The organism is Methylobacterium sp. C25 (assembly GCF_021352225.1).
GTDB lineage: Bacteria > Pseudomonadota > Alphaproteobacteria > Rhizobiales > Beijerinckiaceae > Methylobacterium.
The window spans coordinates 97728-115310 of record NZ_JAAUVI010000003.1; the positions used below are offsets into that span (position 1 = coordinate 97728).

At 66.7% G+C, this 17583-nt stretch carries 16 protein-coding genes; 10 read left to right on the forward strand and 6 right to left on the reverse strand.

Annotated elements, in window-relative coordinates; translation table 11 throughout:
• The 5 genes from sucD (at position 1) to lpdA (ending at position 7657) form a co-directional block, all read left to right on the forward strand.
• Positions 1-885 (forward strand): succinate--CoA ligase subunit alpha, encoded by an 885-nt coding sequence (sucD, locus tag HCU64_RS10305; RefSeq protein ID WP_233383770.1) that lies wholly within the window; start codon positions 1-3, stop codon positions 883-885.
• Between the two features lie 130 nt (positions 886-1015).
• Positions 1016-4006, forward strand: coding sequence for a 2-oxoglutarate dehydrogenase E1 component (locus tag HCU64_RS10310; RefSeq protein WP_233383771.1), 2991 nt, complete (start codon positions 1016-1018; stop codon positions 4004-4006).
• Positions 4007-4069: 63 nt separating this feature from the next.
• Entirely contained in the window at positions 4070-5341 is a 1272-nt protein-coding gene (gene odhB, locus HCU64_RS10315) for a 2-oxoglutarate dehydrogenase complex dihydrolipoyllysine-residue succinyltransferase (protein WP_233383772.1), read from the forward strand.
• Positions 5342-5364: 23 nt separating this feature from the next.
• On the forward strand, positions 5365-6192 hold the full coding sequence (locus HCU64_RS10320) for a DUF4241 domain-containing protein (RefSeq protein ID WP_233383773.1): 828 nt from the start codon (positions 5365-5367) through the stop codon (positions 6190-6192).
• 58 nt (positions 6193-6250) lie between these two features.
• A complete protein-coding gene (lpdA, locus tag HCU64_RS10325) occupies positions 6251-7657 on the forward strand; it encodes a dihydrolipoyl dehydrogenase (RefSeq protein WP_233383774.1) in 1407 nt (468 codons plus the stop codon).
• A gap of 101 nt (positions 7658-7758) precedes the next feature.
• Here the strand turns inward: lpdA and zapE are convergent, their stop codons facing one another.
• Together zapE and HCU64_RS10335 are read right to left on the reverse strand one after the other, a co-directional pair.
• Positions 7759-8988, reverse strand: coding sequence for a cell division protein ZapE (zapE, locus tag HCU64_RS10330; RefSeq protein ID WP_233383775.1), 1230 nt, complete (start codon positions 8986-8988; stop codon positions 7759-7761).
• Between the two features lie 138 nt (positions 8989-9126).
• Entirely contained in the window at positions 9127-9591 is a 465-nt protein-coding gene (locus tag HCU64_RS10335; protein ID WP_233383776.1) for a YcgN family cysteine cluster protein, read from the reverse strand.
• A 272-nt stretch (positions 9592-9863) separates the two neighbouring features.
• Between HCU64_RS10335 and HCU64_RS10340 the strand changes: the two genes are divergently transcribed.
• Genes HCU64_RS10340 through HCU64_RS10350 form a run of 3 tightly spaced genes read left to right on the forward strand, consistent with a single transcriptional unit; the run spans position 9864 to position 13464 of the window.
• On the forward strand, positions 9864-12128 hold the full coding sequence (locus HCU64_RS10340; protein WP_233383777.1) for a transglycosylase domain-containing protein: 2265 nt from the start codon (positions 9864-9866) through the stop codon (positions 12126-12128).
• A 32-nt stretch (positions 12129-12160) separates the two neighbouring features.
• On the forward strand, positions 12161-12853 hold the full coding sequence (locus HCU64_RS10345) for a DUF1214 domain-containing protein (RefSeq protein ID WP_267922304.1): 693 nt from the start codon (positions 12161-12163) through the stop codon (positions 12851-12853).
• The gene (locus HCU64_RS10350; protein WP_233383780.1) at positions 12853-13464 is read left to right on the forward strand and encodes a DUF1254 domain-containing protein; all 612 of its coding nucleotides are present in this window, start codon (positions 12853-12855) and stop codon (positions 13462-13464) included. Before HCU64_RS10345 ends, HCU64_RS10350 begins: the two co-directional genes overlap by 1 nt.
• A 3-nt stretch (positions 13465-13467) precedes the next feature.
• On the opposite strand, the gene HCU64_RS10355 is transcribed toward HCU64_RS10350, so the two are convergent.
• Genes HCU64_RS10355 through HCU64_RS10370 form a run of 4 tightly spaced genes read right to left on the reverse strand, consistent with a single transcriptional unit; the run spans position 13468 to position 15775 of the window.
• A complete protein-coding gene (locus HCU64_RS10355) occupies positions 13468-14025 on the reverse strand; it encodes a DNA-3-methyladenine glycosylase (protein ID WP_233383782.1) in 558 nt (185 codons plus the stop codon).
• Between the two features lie 8 nt (positions 14026-14033).
• Complete coding sequence (gene rnhA, locus HCU64_RS10360; protein ID WP_233383784.1) at positions 14034-14720, reverse strand: ribonuclease HI; 687 nt, start codon at positions 14718-14720, stop codon at positions 14034-14036.
• Positions 14721-14762: 42 nt separating this feature from the next.
• Positions 14763-15557: a hypothetical protein gene (locus HCU64_RS10365; RefSeq protein WP_233384264.1), complete on the reverse strand. Its 795-nt coding sequence runs from the start codon at positions 15555-15557 to the stop codon at positions 14763-14765.
• Between the two features lie 2 nt (positions 15558-15559).
• Entirely contained in the window at positions 15560-15775 is a 216-nt protein-coding gene (locus HCU64_RS10370; protein ID WP_233383785.1) for a hypothetical protein, read from the reverse strand.
• A gap of 507 nt (positions 15776-16282) precedes the next feature.
• Here HCU64_RS10370 and HCU64_RS10375 point away from each other — a divergent pair.
• The gene (locus tag HCU64_RS10375; RefSeq protein WP_233383786.1) at positions 16283-16579 is read left to right on the forward strand and encodes a hypothetical protein; all 297 of its coding nucleotides are present in this window, start codon (positions 16283-16285) and stop codon (positions 16577-16579) included.
• Positions 16580-16632: 53 nt separating this feature from the next.
• Complete coding sequence (gene gshB, locus HCU64_RS10380; RefSeq protein WP_233383787.1) at positions 16633-17580, forward strand: glutathione synthase; 948 nt, start codon at positions 16633-16635, stop codon at positions 17578-17580.
• Positions 17581-17583: the final 3 nt, after the last annotated feature.

Sequence of the window (17583 nt, forward strand, 5' to 3'; positions counted from 1 at the left end):
ATGTCCATTCTGATCGACGCCAACACCAAGCTCATCTGTCAGGGCTTCACCGGCAAGAACGGCACGTTCCACTCGGAACAGGCCATCGCCTACGGGACGCAGATGGTCGGCGGCACCTCGCCAGGTAAGGGCGGCTCGAGCCATCTCGGCCTGCCGGTCTTCGACACGGTCGCCGAAGCCCGCGAGGCCACCGGCGCCGACGCCTCCGTCGTCTACGTGCCGCCGCCCGGCGCCGCCGACGCGATCTGCGAGGCCATCGCCGCCGAGATCCCGCTGATCGTCTGCATCACGGAAGGCATTCCAGTGCTCGACATGGTGCGCGTGAAGCGCGCCCTTGAAGGCTCGAAGTCACGCCTCATCGGCCCGAACTGCCCCGGCGTCGTCACGGCCGGCGAGTCCAAGATCGGCATCATGCCGGCCAACATCTTCAAGCCGGGCTCTGTCGGCATCGTCTCGCGCTCCGGCACACTGACCTATGAGGCCGTGTTCCAGACCACGACCGCTGGCCTCGGCCAGACCACGGCCGTCGGCATCGGCGGCGACCCGGTCAAGGGCACCGAGTTCATCGACATGCTGGAGCTGTTCCTTGCCGATCCGAAGACCGAGTCGATCGTGATGATCGGCGAGATCGGCGGCTCGGCCGAAGAGGACGCTGCGCAGTTCCTTGCCGACGAGGCGAAGAAGGGCCGCAAGAAGCCGATGGTCGGCTTCATCGCAGGCCGCACGGCGCCTCCGGGCCGCCGCATGGGCCATGCCGGCGCGATAATCTCGGGCGGCAAGGGCGGCGCCGAGGACAAGATCGCCGCGATGGAGCGGGCCGGCATCCGTGTCTCGCCCTCGCCGGCGCGTCTCGGTTCGACGCTCGTCGAGGTGTTGAAGGGCTGACCTCGACCTGCGCGCCTGGGTTGCAGCGCGCGCAGCCACCGAATGCCCATCTAGGAGACCGGGGTTGAGGGCATCCCCGGTCTGGGAGAAAGGCGGCCGCACCGGCGGTCGAGTTTGAGGATACCAAGCGATGGCACGCCAGGACGCGAACGACGCCTTCCTCGAAACCTCGTTCCTCTACGGCGGCAACGCCGCATATATCGAGGAACTCCAGGCCGCCTACGCCCGCGACCCCAACTCGGTCGATCCAGAGTGGCAGCGCTTCTTCAAGGAGCTCGGCGAGGAGAACGCCCTCGTCGAGAAGAGCGCGGCCGGCGCCTCCTGGGAGAAGCCGCACTGGCCGGTCCCGGCGAACGGCGAACTCGTCTCCGCGTTGGACGGTGACTGGAGCAGCCTCGAAAAGGTCGTCGGCGAGAAGATCCAGGCCAAGGCCGGCAAACCCGTCGATGGAACCGGCAAGGGTGCCGACATCGTCGCCAAGACTGGCGTCTCCGTCGAGCAGGCCACCAAGGATTCCGTGCGCGCGATCATGCTGATCCGCGCCTACCGCATGCGCGGCCATCTTCACGCCAAGATCGACCCGCTCGGCCTGACCAAGCGCGGCGACCACGAGGAGCTGCATCCTCAGCATTACGGCTTCAAGGAAGAGTCCGACTGGGACCGCCCGATCTTCCTCGACAACGTGCTCGGAATGGAATTCTCGACGATCCGGGAGATCGTCGAAATCCTGGAACGGACCTACTGCCAGACGCTCGGCGTCGAGTTCATGCACATCTCCGATCCGGAGGAGAAGGCGTGGCTCCAGGAGCGCATCGAGGGCAAGGACAAGGAGATCTCCTTCACTCCCGAGGGCCGCCGCGCGATCCTGAACAAGCTGATCGAGGCCGAAGGCTTCGAGAAGTTCCTGGATACCAAATACACCGGCACGAAGCGCTTCGGTCTCGACGGCGGCGAGTCGATGGTTCCGGCGCTGGAGCAGATCATCAAGCGCGGCGGCGCGCTCGGCGTCGAGGAGATCGTGCTCGGCATGGCCCATCGCGGCCGGCTGAACGTGCTCACCAATGTGATGGCCAAGCCCTTCCGGGCTGTGTTCAACGAGTTCAAGGGCGGCTCGGCCAACCCCGCCGAGGTCGAGGGCTCGGGCGACGTGAAGTACCATCTCGGTGCTTCTTCCGATCGCGCCTTCGACGACAATCACGTCCACTTGTCGCTGACCGCCAATCCCTCGCACCTGGAGATCGTCGATCCGGTCGTGCTCGGGAAGGTCCGCGCCAAGCAGGACCAGCTCGCCAAGCCGAATGTCGAGCGCCGCAAGGTGCTGCCGCTGCTGATCCACGGCGATGCCGCCTTCGCCGGCCAGGGCGTGGTGGCGGAATGCCTCGGCCTGTCGGGCCTGAAGGGTCACCGCACCGGCGGCTCGGTCCACTTCATCATCAACAACCAGATCGGCTTCACCACCGATCCGCGCTTCTCGCGCTCCTCGCCCTATCCGTCCGACGTGGCGAAGATGGTCGAAGCGCCGATCTTCCACTGCAACGGCGACGATCCGGAAGCGGTCACCTTCGCCGCGAAGGTCGCGACCGAGTACCGCCAGAAGTTCGGCAAGCCGGTCGTCGTCGACATGCTGTGCTACCGCCGTTTCGGTCACAACGAGGGTGACGAGCCGGCCTTCACGCAGCCGAAGATGTACCAGCTGATCCGCAAGCACCCGACGGCGCTGGAGACCTACGGCAAGAAGTTGGTCGAGCAGGGCGACCTCACCCAGGAGCAGCTCGACGCGCGCAAGGCCGAGTTCCGCACGATGCTCGACAACGAGCTCGAGGTGGCCGGCAGCTACAAGGCCAATAAGGCCGACTGGCTCGACGGGCGCTGGTCAGGCTTCAAGGCCGTCCGCGAGGACGTCGACGATCCCCGCCGAGGTCAGACCGGCGTGTCGGAGGCGACCCTGCGCGAGATCGCGCAGAAGATCACCACGCCACCGCCCGGTTTCCATCTGCACCGCACGATCCAGCGCTTCTTCGACAACCGTGCCAAGGCGGTCGAGTCCGGCACCGGCATCGATTGGGCGACCGCCGAGGCACTCGCCTTCGGCTCGATCCTCATCGAGGGCAATCGCGTGCGGCTCTCGGGCCAGGACGTCGAGCGCGGCACCTTCTCGCAGCGCCATTGCGTCGTGATCGATCAGGAGAACGAGCAGCGCTACACGCCGCTCAACTCGGTCAAGGAAGGCCAGGCCCGCATCGAGGTCATCAACTCGATGCTGTCCGAGGAGGCCGTGCTCGGCTTCGAATACGGCTACTCGGCCGCCGAGCCGAACGCCCTGGTGCTGTGGGAGGCGCAGTTCGGCGACTTCGCCAACGGCGCGCAGGTGGTGATCGACCAGTTCATCTCGTCCGGCGAGCGCAAGTGGCTGCGCATGTCCGGCCTCGTGATGCTGCTGCCGCACGGCTACGAGGGCCAGGGGCCAGAGCACTCCTCCGCACGCCTGGAGCGCTACCTGCAGATGTGCGCCGAGGACAACATGCAGGTTGCAAACTGCACGACGCCCTCGAACTACTTCCACATCCTGCGCCGGCAGCTGAAGCGCGACTTCCGCAAGCCGCTGATCCTGATGACGCCGAAGTCGCTGCTGCGTCACAAGCGCGCCGTGTCGCGGCTCGCTGAGATCTCCGAGGATTCGACCTTCCACCGCGTGCTTTGGGACGATGCCGAGCACGACGATGGCGGCATCAAGCTCGCCAAGGACGACAAGATCCGGCGCGTCGTGCTCTGCTCGGGCAAGGTCTATTACGACCTGTACGAGGAACGTGAGAAGCGCGGCATCAACGACGTCTACATCATGCGCGTCGAGCAGCTCTATCCGTTCCCGCTGAAAGCGCTCGCCAACGAGATGAGCCGCTTCCGCAACGCGGAGGTCGTCTGGTGTCAGGAAGAGCCCAAGAACATGGGCGCGTGGGCCTTCGTCGACGACTATCTCGAATGGGTACTCGGCCAGGCCGGCTCCTCCGTGAAGCGCGCACGCTATGTCGGCCGTCCGGCCTCGGCCTCCACGGCGGTCGGCCTGATGTCGAAGCACGTCGCGCAGCTCCAGGCCTTCCTCAACGAGGCCCTGACGGTCTGACGATCCCTTCAGGGGCCGACCGCCCGCGGCCCCTTTGAAACGAAACGCTGGAAGACGAACGACATGGCCACCGACATCCTCGTCCCGACGCTCGGCGAATCCGTCTCCGAGGCCACGATCGGCCGCTGGTTCAAGAAGCCCGGCGACACCGTCGCCGCCGACGAGCCGCTGGTGGAACTCGAGACCGACAAGGTCACCCTCGAGGTCAACGCTCCGGCCGCCGGCGAGCTCGGCGAGATCCTGGTCAAGGACGGCGAGACGGTTGAGCCCGGCGCTCTGCTCGGCTCGATCGTCGAGTCGGGCGCGGCCGGCGCCAAGAAGCCGGCAGCCGCCAAGAGTGCCGAGAAGTCCGAGCAGAAGGCGGAAAGCCGTTCCGAGGAGCCCGCGAAGGCGGCCAGGGAGCCTGCCAAATCCGAGGCCGGCGGCCGTTCCGCCGACGAGAGCGGACCGGCGGTGGCCAGGCTCGCTCGCGAGACCGGGATCGACCCGTCCACACTGAACGGCAGCGGCAAGGATGGCCGTGTCACCAAGGGCGACATGTTGGCTGCGAAGGATGGCAGATCGGCTCCCTCCGCTCCGGCTCAGGAAGCACGCCCGCCCGCACCGCCGCGCGCTCCATCGGCGCCGGACGATGCAGCACGCGAAGAACGCGTGAAGATGACGAAGCTGCGCCAGACCATCGCGCGGCGTCTCAAGAGCGCGCAAGACACTGCTGCGATGCTGACCACGTTCAACGACGTGGACATGGGCGCCGTGATGGCGATGCGCTCGCAGTACAAGGATATTTTCGAGAAGAAGCACGGCACGAAGCTCGGCTTCATGGGCTTCTTCACAAAGGCGGTGATCGGCGCCCTCAAGGACGTGCCAGCCGTCAATGCCGAGATCGACGGCACCGACCTCGTGTACAAGAACTACTACCACATCGGCATCGCGGTCGGGACCGATAAGGGCCTCGTCGTGCCGGTGGTGCGCGATGCCGACGACCTATCGATCGCCGGGATCGAGAAGAAGATCGCCGGCTTCGGCAAGAAGGCCCGCGACGGCAAGCTCTCCATCGAGGAGATGCAGGGCGGCACCTTCACGATCACCAATGGCGGCATCTACGGCTCGCTGATGTCGACGCCGATCCTCAACGCCCCGCAATCGGGCATCTTGGGCATGCACCGCATCGAGGAGCGCCCCGTCGTGCGTGGCGGAAAAATCGAGGCGCGGCCGATGATGTATCTCGCCCTGTCCTACGATCACCGCATCGTCGATGGGAAGGAGGCCGTGACCTTCCTCGTTCGGGTCAAGGAAGCCCTGGAGGATCCGGCCCGTCTCGTTCTGGACCTTTGAGGCTAGCTAATTCTGCCTGAGCCATGCCCGCCTTCGGCCGCCTCGTCGGCATTGCCCTCCTCGTCGCGATCCTGATCAGCGGCGCGTTGGCAGTGCTGGTGGCCATGGCGAGCAAACAGGACGGACGTCCACTGGCCGCTCTCGACCCTCCCTCTGACAAGCCCACAAAGCATGTCGATTTGACCGAGGGCGACGAGAACCTGGCTCTGACTGCCTTGTCCGAGGCCGAACTGGGTGAGCGCGGCGTGACCCGACATAAGCTCGGCGACCTCGACGTGCCAAACGGAGCCATCGTCGCGGCCGATCCTGCGGTTCAGCCGGAGCGGCCGGCCTTCGCCCGCACGGTGACGCCGGGCCGCTACGCGCTGACGATCTACAAGGCGCAGGAGAGGGTCGCGATGGCCGAGCTACGCTTCGCGCCGGGCACGCCGACCCGCTGGCAGATTGCGATCGTCCCGGGCCAGGATGCGAGCACGCTGAAGGACCACGAGATCTTCGGCTATCCGGTCGATGCAGGCCTTGGCTGTTTCATGGACGTGAAGGGCCGCGACGCCTTCCTCAAGCAGGATGCCCAGGAACAGGCGCGCCTTGGCTCGAAATACGTGTCGAGTTACGAGGACGTCATCGCGGGACCGCTGGACGCGAACGGTGGCAATGAAGTCATGCTGCAGCCGTTGCCTGACGAGCCCGCCAACATCGCCATCTTCCAGAGTGGCTGGGGCGATGGGTTCTATGCCTCTTACTGGGGCTTGGACGATGCAGGAACGCCGCTGCTGCTCGTGACCGATTTCGGAGTGATCGAGAAGGGCGACGGCCGCGCCCACGCCCACGACACGCCCGCCAAGCCCTGAAAGACTTCCGGGCTCGCCCCGGACACGACACCAGACGGAACCGAGGAATACGGACTTCATGAGCAGCAGCTACGATCTCGTCGTGATCGGCACCGGCCCCGGTGGCTATGTCTGTGCGATCCGCGCCGCGCAACTCGGCCTGAAGACTGCCGTCGTCGAGAAGCGTGCCACCCATGGCGGCACGTGCCTCAACGTCGGCTGCATCCCGTCGAAGGCCCTGCTCCACGCCTCCGAGGCGTTCGAGGAAGCCAACCACCACTTCGCAGATCTCGGCATCCAGGTCGGCACGCCGAAGCTCGACCTCGCCAAGATGCAATCGTTCAAGCAGAGCGGCGTCGACGGCAACACCAAGGGCGTCGAGTTCCTGCTGAAGAAGAACAAGATCGACGCCTACCATGGCACCGGCCGCATCGCCGGCGCCGGCCGCGTCGAGGTTATTTCCGAGGATGGCAGCAACCATCTGCTGGAAGCCAAGAACATCGTCATCGCCACCGGTTCGGACGTCGCCCGCCTGCCCGGCGTCGAGATCGACGAGAAGACCGTCGTGTCTTCGACTGGCGCCCTCGAACTCGCCAAGGTGCCGAAGAAGCTGCTGGTAATCGGCGCGGGCGTGATCGGCCTCGAACTCGGCTCGGTCTGGCGCCGCCTCGGCGCTGAGGTGACGGTGGTCGAGTATCTCGACCGTGTGCTGCCCGGCATGGATGGCGAGGTCGGCAAGCAGTTCCAGAAAATCCTCACCAAGCAGGGCATCGCCTTCAAGCTCTCCTCGAAGGTCACCGGCGTGCAGGTCGCCAAGGCCGGCGCGACCATCACCGTCGAGCCGGCAGCAGGCGGCGAGTCGGAGACGCTCAAGGCCGACGTGGTGCTCGTCGCCATCGGCCGCACGCCCTACACGGAAGGGCTCGGCCTGGAGGGCGTCGGCGTGCAGCTCGACAATCGTGGCCGCGTCCAGACCGACAGCCATTACGCCACCAACGTCACCGGCATCTACGCCATCGGCGACGTCATCGCAGGGCCGATGCTCGCCCACAAGGCGGAGGACGAGGGCGTGGCGCTTGCCGAGATCCTGGCAGGACAGTCGGGCCACGTGAACTACGGCGTGATCCCGAACGTGGTCTACACCTTCCCCGAGGTCGCCTCGGTCGGCCGCACGGAGGAGGAGCTGAAGAAGGACGAGGTCGCCTACAACGTCGGCAAGTTCCCCTTCACCGCCAACGGCCGCGCCAAGGCCAACGGCACCACGGACGGCTTCGTGAAGATCCTGGCCGATGCGACGACGGACAAGGTGCTCGGCGTCCACATCGTCGGCGCAGATGCGGGCAACCTCATCGCCGAGGTCGCGGTCGCCATGGAATTCTCGGCCTCCGCCGAGGACATCGCCCGCACCTGCCACGCGCACCCGACGCTGACCGAGGCGGTGAAGGAAGCCGCGCTCGCCGTGGACAAGCGCGCGATCCATATCTGACCCGTCATTGCGAGGCGAAGCCGAAGCAATCCAGGGCCACGGACGCAGCGTCAGCCCGTTTGCCCTGGATTGCTTCGCTGCGCTCGCAATGACGGAAAAGGCTACGTCTCCACCAACCCGCTGCTCGACCCCGATGCCTCGGAATGGCCGCCGGCATGCGGCAATCCGAGGTATTCGCTCGACCGCATCTCGATCAGCCGCGAGGCCGTGCGCTCGAACTCGAAGGCCTCGCGGCCCTCGGTGCCGGTATAGAGCCCCGTCGCATCCGCCGCGGCCGAGGCGATCAGCTTCACGTGAGCATCGTAGAGCGTGTCGATCAGCGTGATGAAGCGCTTGGCCTCGTTGCGGGTCTCCTGGCTCATCACGGGAATGCCTGAGACAATCACCGTGTGGAAGTGGCTGGCGATCGCCATGTAGTCCGAGGCACCGAGCGGCCGGGCGCAGAGATCGGCGAAGCTGAAACGCGCCACACCCCCTGCCTCTTCCGGCACCGGAACCTCACGGCCCTTCACGCGGATCGAGCCGGGCTGGCCCTTGGCCTTTCCGGTCAGCGCCTTGAAGGCCTGGTCGAGGGCCTCGTCGGCGCCGCCCTCCCCCGTCAGGTGGTAGACCGAGCTGCCGCCGAGCTTTTCCAGCCGGAAATCGGTGCGGGAATCGAGTCGCATCACGGTGACCCGCTCCTGCAGCTCGGCGATGAAGGGCAGGAACAGGGCGCGGTTCAGGCCGCCCTCGTAGAGCCGGTCCGGCTCGACGTTCGAGGTCGCCACCACGGTCACCCCGCGCTTGAACAGGGCACCGAACAGGCGGCCGAGCAGCATTGCGTCAGCGATGTCGGTGACAGTGAATTCGTCGAAGCAGAGCAGCGTCGCCTCGGCCGCGAGCGCATCGGCCACCGGCGGGATCGGGTCATCGCCCTTGGCCGTACCGGCCTTCACCGCCTGCCGATGGGCGTGGATGCGCTCGTGCGCATCGGCCATGAAGCCGTGGAAATGGATGCGCCGCTTCGGGGCCGGGGCAGACTCGTAGAACAGGTCCATCAGCATGGTCTTGCCGCGGCCAACCGAGCCCCAGATGTAGAGACCCTTCACCGGACCCGCATCGTCGTCCTTGCGGCCGAACAGCCAGCCGAGCGCGCTGCCCTTGCTGGCGCGCTTGCGGCGACCGAGATCGATCACCAGTCGGTCGAGGGCTTTCAGCAGCACCAGCTGCGCCGAATCGCGCTCGATGGCACCGGAGCGCACCAGGGCATCGTAGCGCTCGAAGACCGGCCCAGGAGAGACGGCGCCGGCCCGCGCCTGCTCCGAGGGGGACGGCCTTGCGGTCTCACTCACGACGACACGATCCTGCGCTCCGCAGCCCTACGCCCTACGCCCGAGCGGGCGGCCTGGACGAACCTGTGCCGCGCGCGCCCGGTCGGATCAAGCGTGTGCACGGTCGTGGCGGCGCCGGGTGCCGACTCTCGATCGCGCTCAGCCGCCTTCACCCGGCCAACCTACGATGCGGTCGACGAGTTCGTCCTCGGTGAACTCCTCCTCGTTGCCCGCGACACGCCCGCGCACCGAGATCCCGGCCTCGTGAACGCTCGCCCTGCGTCCCGTCACCAGTGGGTGCCACGGCAGCAGGTCTCGACCCTCGCGCACGAGCCGATAGGCACAGGTCGGCGGCAGCCAGGGGATCTCGCGCACGGCTTCCGGTGTCAGACGGACGCAATCCGGCACCCGTTTGGCGCGGTTTCGGTAGTCGCGGCAGCGGCAGGCATGGGTGTCGAGCAGCGTGCAGCCGATATCGGTGTGATGGATCTCGCCGGTATCGTCGTCCTCGAGCTTGAGGAGACAGCAGCGTCCGCAGCCGTCGCACAGGCTCTCCCATTCGGCCGAGGTCATCTCGTCGAGGGACTTGGTACGCCAAAACGGGGTTTGACTGGTCTGCGCCATCGCGTGCTCGTGCCGCAGGCGGGACCATCAGGCAAGGGCAGCCGATGCCGCGCGGTCCGCCGTCACCCGGCCGCCCCATTTTCCCATCAAGGTTAATGATAGCTATCGACCGCACGGATACTAAGGAACGCGCGGCGAGGCGTTGGTGACGTGATCGCGAACCTCGCGCAGGGTCGCGAGCCTTGATACAAGAGGATCGGTCGGACCGGCCCGGCGCTCACCGCGCGCCGTACTGGCTCATGACCGGGTCATCCGAGGAACCGGACAAAGCCGTGCGCCTGCCCAGCCTCAGCTCGATCAAGACCCGGATCAGCCACGCGGCCCTCGCCTTTGACGCTTGGGTCAATGCCAGCCTCTACGAGGGCGGCCGCTCGTCGGGTGAGTCCTACGAGCGCTTTCGCGAGCGCATGGCGGTCTTCGCCTTCACCGGTTGGAAGCGCTTCTTTCTGGACCTGACCAGCGAGGCGGCTACCGTCGGCACGGCCGGCATGCTGTTTCTGCTGTTCCTCGCCCAATCGGCCTTCAACCTGACCAGCGAACAGGGCTGGCTGAAGGAGCAAGATCTCGCGGTCACCTTCCTCGACCGTTACGGCAACGAGGTCGGTCGGCGCGGCATCAAGCACGACGACTCGCTGAAGCTGAACGACTTCCCGGATCTGATGATCAAGGCGCTGCTCTCCACCGAGGATCGGCGCTTCTACGAGCATTATGGGATTGACCCGATCGGCACGGCCCGTGCCTTGGTCTCGAATTCGAGCGGCAAGGGCAACGTGCAGGGCGGCTCGACTCTCACGCAGCAGCTCGCCAAGAACCTCTTCCTCAACAACGAGCGGTCCCTGGAGCGCAAGATCAACGAGGCATTCCTGGCCTTCTGGCTGGAGAACCATCTCACCAAGAACCAGATCCTGAAGCTCTATCTCGACCGCGCCTACATGGGCGGCGGCACCTTCGGCGCGGTCGCGGCGGCCGACTATTATTTCGGCAAGCGCCTGCAGGACGTGACGCTCGCCGAGGCCGCGATGCTCGCCGGCCTGTTCAAGGCACCCACGAAATATTCGCCGAACGTCAACCTACCGGCCGCCCGCGGCCGCGCGGTCGACGTGCTGCACAACATGGTCGAGGCCGGCTTCGTTACCGAGGGCCAGATCCAGACGGCGCTGCGTAACCCGGCCACGCCGGTGGTGCGCGCAAAGGACGTGACGGCCGACTACTATCTGGACTGGGCCTTCACCGAGGTGAAGCGCCTCGCCGATGCGGGCAAGCTGAAGAACGACCGCGTTCTCACCGTCAAGACGGCGCTCGACATCCGCATCCAGAAGGGCGCCGACCAGGCCATCGAGAACATTCTGCGCCGCTACGGCGACAGCTATGACGTGGATGAAGCCGGCGTCGTGATCACCGATCCCGATGGCGGCGTTCGCGCCATGGTCGGCGGAGCCGATTACGGCGAGAGCCAATTCAATCGCGCCGTCGACGCGCTGCGTCAGCCCGGCTCCTCCTTCAAGCCCTACGTCTACTCGGCGGCGCTCGCCTCCGGGCTGTTCAAGCCGGAGACCGCGGTGGTCGACTCGCCGGTCTGCGTCGGCAATTGGTGCCCGCAGAATTACGGTCGCTCCTATTCCGGCCGCCAGCCGATGTGGCTCGCCGTCGCCAAATCGATCAACACGATCCCGATCAAGATCTCGATCGCGCTCGGCAAGGGCTCGGGCATCACCAACGAGTGGAAGGCCGCGAAGGCCGGCCGCGAGAAGATCATCGAGATGGCGCATGCGATGGGTGTGACCTCGCCGTTGCCCGACACGGTGTCACTGCCCATCGGTGCCGACGACATCACGGTGCTCGATCAGGCCTCGGGCTTCGCCGTCTTCGCCAATGGAGGCCGTTATGCCCGGGCCTTCGCTGCGACCGAGATCCGGAACTCGAGTGGCGATGTGATCTACCGGCGCTCCGACGATCCGGCGCCTCAGGTGCTGTCGAGCAAGGTCACCGCCGACATGAACTACATGCTGAACAAGGTCGTCGAGGAGGGCACCGCGCGCAAAGCCCAGATCGAGGGCTGGAAGGTCGCCGGCAAGACAGGCACCACCAACAATTACCGCGACGCCTGGTTCGTCGGCTATACGGGCGCCCTTGTCGGCGCCGTCTGGTTCGGCAACGACGACCACAGCACAACGAACAAGATGACAGGCGGCTCGCTCCCCGCAATGGCGTGGCACGAGATCATGGAGCCGGCTCACCAGGGCATCGAGATCAAGCCTCTGCCCGGCCTCGACGAGCGGTCGAAGCCCGCACAGGTCGCCCAGACGGCACCTGGGCCGGCACCGATCAATGCGGCAGCGAGCGCGGCCGGCAAGCTCTCGCGGCGCTCATTCGAGGTGATGTCGGGCATCAACGGCCTGTTCCGATCGATTGACGGCGGTCAGGCGGCCGCAAAGCCCGATTCAGGAAAGCCTTTCAAATCCGGCGCGATCTCGCCCGGTCGCCAAGGCATCTCTCCCGTCGACGTGGCCGAAGGCGGCCGCTTCGGAACGCCGTGAGACGGCCATCCGTGAACGCCCTCTCCCGCATCATGACCGGCGCGATCGGCGCGCGCACCCGGCGCGCGCCAGCACATACTGACGAGTCACTCGGCGAGCGCAGTGCCCGCATCGGCGGCATTCTCGGCGGCTTTCTTCGCCGTACGTCGCGGACCGGCTTCGTGCTCTACGCGCTGGCGCTCGGCGCAGCCCTCGGCCTCGCGAGCGCCGACTTCGCGACCAGCGGCGGCTATCCGGTCGGCGGCACCACGATCGGTGCCTGGACGGCCTGGGCGAAGACGGGCGCGGTCGACGCCGATCCCTATTCTCGCGCCGTCAATGCCCGACGCGGCGAGATCCCCCTCGCGATCGGTGAGGGCTTGTTGCTGACTGCCGCGACGGACGATGCCGGCCGTCGCCTCGATGCGGCCTGCACCTACGCCGTTGGCGGTGCAGTTCCCCCTGCGCGGGCCTGGACGCTCGCGATCGGTGGTCGCGGCGCGGTCGATCCGGCAACGAAGCCCATTCGCGAGGCCTTCACCTCAACCGAGGTCCTGCGGGAGGCCGACGACCGCTTCGTCATCACCATCGGCCAGGAGGTGCAGAGCGGCAATTGGCTGCCGATGCCACATCCGCGGGGGCCGGTCCGCCTGGCGCTGCGCCTCTACGATACGCCCGTGGCCGCGAGTGTTGGAAGCCTCGACCGCAGCACCGTGCCGGCGATCACGCGCCTCGGCTGCAAGTGATGAGCACTCGCAGCCGCTTCATCCTGGCCACCCTGTGCGCGCTGGTGCTGGCGGGCATCGTCCACATCGTGACGGTCCGGGCGATACCCTATTTCGCGGAAGGCGATGCCTTCTCGCTCGCCCGCAAGAGCGAGAGCCTCGACCACCCGCTGCGCATCCACAGCCTGGCCGTCCCTGGAACGCCCACACCGCCGCAGGGTTGGCTGCCGGTGCCCGATCCGGCAGTGGCGGTCGGCGTTTGCGCCTACGATCTCGACGACGGACCGATGCGCGTCTCGGCGCGTGTCTCCTCCCTGAACCTGTCGATCGCCGTGCACGGCCGGAAGGGCGCGTTCTACGCCGTGACCGATCAGGCAGCGGTGCGCGGGTCCCTCGACCTCGTGATCATGACCCGCGCCCAATTCGACGAGGCCCTGGCCTCGGCGGACGAGAACCAGGTCAACCGCGACGTGCGCATCGTCGCGCCCGAGCGGGAGGGCTTTGCCGTGGTGCGGGTCATCGCCGGGCTCCCGAGCCAGAACGCCATGGCCAACGAAGCGGTCGACGCGGTCTCGTGCTCGATCGACGCGCCGGACGAGCCCACCGATGCGAACGCCAAGCCGGACGGCTGACCCTCAGCCCTTCGTTCTCGGCAGCGGCTTGCTGACGAAACGCGATTCGGCGAGCACGAAACGCCAGGGCGTCTCGACGCCGCGGCTGATCCCGATGCGCGTGCCAGCCTCGACGCTCACCGGGGCAGCTGGTTCACGCCAGGCGAAGGGCGGCCGATCGAGCGGCAAGCCGTCTTGCGTCAGGGTGACGCCGAGCGCCTGAGATAGACGCCCCGGCCCGGCGCAGAGCCGCCGGGGATCGCTCAAACCCCTGCGCTCAGCCATCACCTCCAGGTGGTCCGTCGGCTCGAGGGCACGCAGCAGTACGGCGCTGGCCTCCTCGCAGACCAGGTTCAGGCACCAGTGTAGGCCATAAGAGCGGTAGACATAGGCATGGCCGGGAGGGCCGAACATGCTGGCGTTGCGCCGGGTCGGCCCTGCAAAACTGTGCGAGGCCGGGTCGTCGCGATCGTAAGCCTCGGTCTCGACGATGATGCCGCCGACGCCCTCGACGAGAAGCGTGTAGCCGATCAGATTCGCAGCCACCGTGGCGGCGGGACGGGCGAAGAAACTCGGCCCCATGCCGAAGATCAGAACAGTTCGCCGGGCCGCGGAGCGGCGCTCTCCAGCGCGACTTCCTTGCGGATGCGGGCGACGCGTTCCGGGCCGAGTTCGAGCGCCAGCCTCAAGGCCTCCGCGACGAACGCATCCCTGGACAGACCGGCCCGCTCGGCCGCCTGCGCGACCCAGGCAGCGAGTTCGGCATCGACCGTCATCGATACGGTAGCGGGGCCAGCCGGCGCAGCCGGGCGCTTCCCGGCCGGCGCCTCTTCCTCCACGGCCGGCAGACCGAGCGCCACACGCCGCCCGATGGCCGCAAGACGGTCGGCGCGCTCGTTGCCGACCTCGCCCGAATGCCCGCGCACCCAGGTCCAGCGCACGTCGCGGCCTTGCGCGAGCGTGTCGAGCCGCTCCATCAGGTCGACGTTCTTCACCGGTCCGCTCGCCGTACGCCAGCCGCGCCGTTTCCAGCCGGGGATCCATTCGGTCACGGATTTGACGACGTACTGGCTATCGCAGCGCATCTCGATCGCGGTCCCTTCCGGGAAATACTCGAGCGCGCTGATCGCGGCGGTCAGCTCCATGCGGTTATTGGTGGTGACCAGCTCGCCGCCGTGCAGTTCCACCGGCGCGTCGGGCATCTGGATGACGACGCCCCAGCCGCCGGGACCGGGATTGGGGTCGCAGCCGCCATCGGCATAGACGATGGTTCGCATCTGGGAACTCGTGGAATCGGGGAGAACAGCCGGCGGAGGGCTTCAGTACTTCGCGACCACCGGCGGGGCCAGCCCGGCCACCGGCACAGCGACCTGGATGAGGCCACAGCGTGCCTCGGCCTCTGGCGGAAGCAGGCCGGCCAGGATCGGGCGGCGCTCGTCCAGGAAGGTCACGGCGCGCTCGGCTCCGACGGCCTCGCGGCCGGGCATCTCGACGATGAAATGTTCGAGCGCGTAGCGGTAGCGGGCGACGCGAAGCCCCGTTTCCATCCGAACCCAGGCGATCAAGCAGCGGTTCTCGGCCACCCTCATGGCGGCATCGCGCACGTCGTCGTCGTTGAGGCTCTTGGTGAAAGGCAGGCTGCGCAGGCGCAGCTTGTCGGCTTCGATCACCCGAGCGGCTGAGGCGGCAAAGGGTGGGATCAGGCGGCCATCTGCTGTGGCGTCCTCCGAGAGGCGGCCGTAGCGCGAGGAGGGTGAGCGGAACGAGCCCGAGATCAGCTCGTCGTGATAGCCCTCGATGTCGTTCTCCCGCCAGTTCGGCGGCAATACGCGTGCGCGGGTTAGGTTCGCGATTGCGTCGAGGAAGGCCGCACGCCCCTGTGCCGGCATCAGAAAGCGCCAGGCCCGGTCGCGGAGCAGTTGCTCGTCATCAGTAAGCGGAAAGGACGAGGATGGCTCGTCGCGAATGCGCGCTGCAATGGAGCCGGTGGAATCGATGAGGGAATTCCAGGCGCTCGGTGCCGGCCGTCCGAAGTCGCCTTCCTGAGCGCAGGCCCCGATCAGACACAGGCCGGCGATCGACAGAAATCGCGGGAGAAATGGTTTGAAGGCCAGTGTCACGAGCGCTTGCGCTGCCGGACCGGCCGCACTTCCTCCACTTCCGGCATCCGTTCGTAACGAACGCCCGTGAAGAGCAGGATCTGGCCCATGGGCTCAGCGTCGGACGGGTCGCGTCGGAAGCGGCGCGTAGCGGACGAGGAGAGCGCGATCACCGTCGCCGATGGCCGATGCTCTGCCTCGCGGCTTTTCGACAGGGTGTTGCGGGAGGTCATGCAGATGATCCCGTGCGGTTCCGTGCGGCTGGCGTCTTTGTCACCCATCGGGAGTGCGGGTGAATCAAGACAAAGTCGCCGGACGAAGGCGCCGCCCGGCTTGGCGCTTGGCCAGATCAGCACGGCATCGTTAACGGAGAGTTTCCAAGCCGAAATCGAGTCTGTCCCGGCACATGTCTGCAACAGGGGGCGGATGCCCTGCTCGACCGCTGCGATACCGACGATGCAAGCTGCCTCATGTCCTGAAACGGAACGGCCGCGCTGCTCGGCCCGTCTCTTGCATCGCTTAGTTTGCCCAAGGCGGGCGTTTCCTCCCTTCCACTTCGGCCCCGCTTCCCCAGAGCGGGGCCTTTTCGTATCGGCAGAAGCCTGACGATGTGTGTTGCCTGCAAGAGACCCATGCCGCCGATCCGACGTATCCGGCGATCTGGCGTGCTTGCTAACGTCGGGCGGCGCCCGATATGCCGTCTCGAAACGCCATGAGCGCAAGCGCATGAGGACATCAGTATGAATTCGGATCCGGCACGATTCACGAGGCCGACGAAGGGCCTGTCGACGGTTCTGACGATTGCACCACTTGCCTTGCTCCTCGCCGCTACCGGACCTGCCCTCGCGCAGCGCGACGATCCGGGTCTCCAGCTCAACTGCGCGAACGACTTCTTCCGCCTCTGCGCCGGCGTCGATCCGAACAGCTCCGAGGCCGACGACTGCATGAATCGCAACCGTCCCCGTCTCTCAGCCGAGTGCAAGGCAGCCATCGGCGACTATGATCGCAAGTCGTCCGGCAAGCCCGGCAGACGCTAACGCTTCACTCACGGCCGGAGGGGGCCACCTCCCACCAACGACCGAGGATACCCATGGCCCTCACCGTCGCGGTCCAGATGGACCCGATCCAGGCGATCCGCATCGCCGGAGACACGACCTTCGCACTGATGCTCGAGGCTCAGGCGCGGGGGCATCGCCTGCTCTACTACACGCCCGACCGGCTCTCGATGCAGGGGCGGCGCGTCGTCGCCCGCGTCGAGCCGGTGACGGTGCAGGACGTCGAGGGCGCGCATGCCGTGCTCGGGCCGATCGAACGGATCGAGCTGACGCAGGCGGACGTGGTGCTGATGCGCCAGGACCCGCCCTTCGACATGGCTTACATCACGGCGACGCACATGCTGGAGGCGATCACCAGCGAGACGCTGGTGGTCAACAACCCGGCCGAGGTGCGCAACGCGCCGGAGAAGCTGTTCGTCCTCGATTTCCCCGAGCTGATGCCGCCCACCCTGATCTCGCGCGACAGGGCCGAGATCGAGGCCTTCCGCAAGGAGCACGGCACCATCGCGATGAAGCCGCTGCACGGGCATGGCGGCGCCGCCGTGTTCCGGGTGACGGAGGACGATCCGAACTTCGGCTCGATGTTCGATCTGTTCTCTGTGACCTTCCGCGAGCAATGGGTGGTGCAGCGCTTCCTCGACAAGGTTTCCGAGGGCGACAAGCGCATCATCCTGGTCGACGGTGAGCCGATGGGCGCGATCAATCGCGTCCCGGCCAAGGGCGACATCCGCTCCAACATGGTGCGCGGCGGGGCGGCCGGCGCCTCAGACCTCACCGATCGCGAGCGCGAAATCTGCGCGACGATCGGACCGGAGCTGAAGCGCCGCGGCCTGATCCTCGTCGGCATCGACGTGATCGATGGGCATCTGACCGAGATCAACGTCACCTCGCCCACCGGCATCCGCGCCATCAAGCGGCTCGGCGGCCCGGATCTGGCGGTCTCGGTCTGGGATGCGATCGAGGGACGTCTCGGCCGCAGCTGACCG

What these genes read in the sequence shown, in the direction of transcription:
- gshB (WP_233383787.1), top strand. Translation starts at nt 16,633, where the DNA reads ATGGCCCTCACCGTCGCGGTCCAGATGGACCCGATCCAGGCGATCCGC.
- HCU64_RS10320 (WP_233383773.1), top strand. Translation starts at nt 5,365, where the DNA reads ATGCCCGCCTTCGGCCGCCTCGTCGGCATTGCCCTCCTCGTCGCGATC.
- HCU64_RS10375 (WP_233383786.1), top strand. Translation starts at nt 16,283, where the DNA reads ATGAATTCGGATCCGGCACGATTCACGAGGCCGACGAAGGGCCTGTCG.
- HCU64_RS10345 (WP_267922304.1), top strand. Translation starts at nt 12,161, where the DNA reads ATGACCGGCGCGATCGGCGCGCGCACCCGGCGCGCGCCAGCACATACT.
- HCU64_RS10350 (WP_233383780.1), top strand. Translation starts at nt 12,853, where the DNA reads ATGAGCACTCGCAGCCGCTTCATCCTGGCCACCCTGTGCGCGCTGGTG.
- sucD (WP_233383770.1), top strand. Translation starts at nt 1, where the DNA reads ATGTCCATTCTGATCGACGCCAACACCAAGCTCATCTGTCAGGGCTTC.
- rnhA (WP_233383784.1), bottom strand. Translation starts at nt 14,720, where the DNA reads ATGCGAACCATCGTCTATGCCGATGGCGGCTGCGACCCCAATCCCGGT.
- HCU64_RS10370 (WP_233383785.1), bottom strand. Translation starts at nt 15,775, where the DNA reads ATGACCTCCCGCAACACCCTGTCGAAAAGCCGCGAGGCAGAGCATCGG.
- odhB (WP_233383772.1), top strand. Translation starts at nt 4,070, where the DNA reads ATGGCCACCGACATCCTCGTCCCGACGCTCGGCGAATCCGTCTCCGAG.
- HCU64_RS10335 (WP_233383776.1), bottom strand. Translation starts at nt 9,591, where the DNA reads ATGGCGCAGACCAGTCAAACCCCGTTTTGGCGTACCAAGTCCCTCGAC.
- HCU64_RS10310 (WP_233383771.1), top strand. Translation starts at nt 1,016, where the DNA reads ATGGCACGCCAGGACGCGAACGACGCCTTCCTCGAAACCTCGTTCCTC.
- HCU64_RS10355 (WP_233383782.1), bottom strand. Translation starts at nt 14,025, where the DNA reads ATGGGGCCGAGTTTCTTCGCCCGTCCCGCCGCCACGGTGGCTGCGAAT.
- lpdA (WP_233383774.1), top strand. Translation starts at nt 6,251, where the DNA reads ATGAGCAGCAGCTACGATCTCGTCGTGATCGGCACCGGCCCCGGTGGC.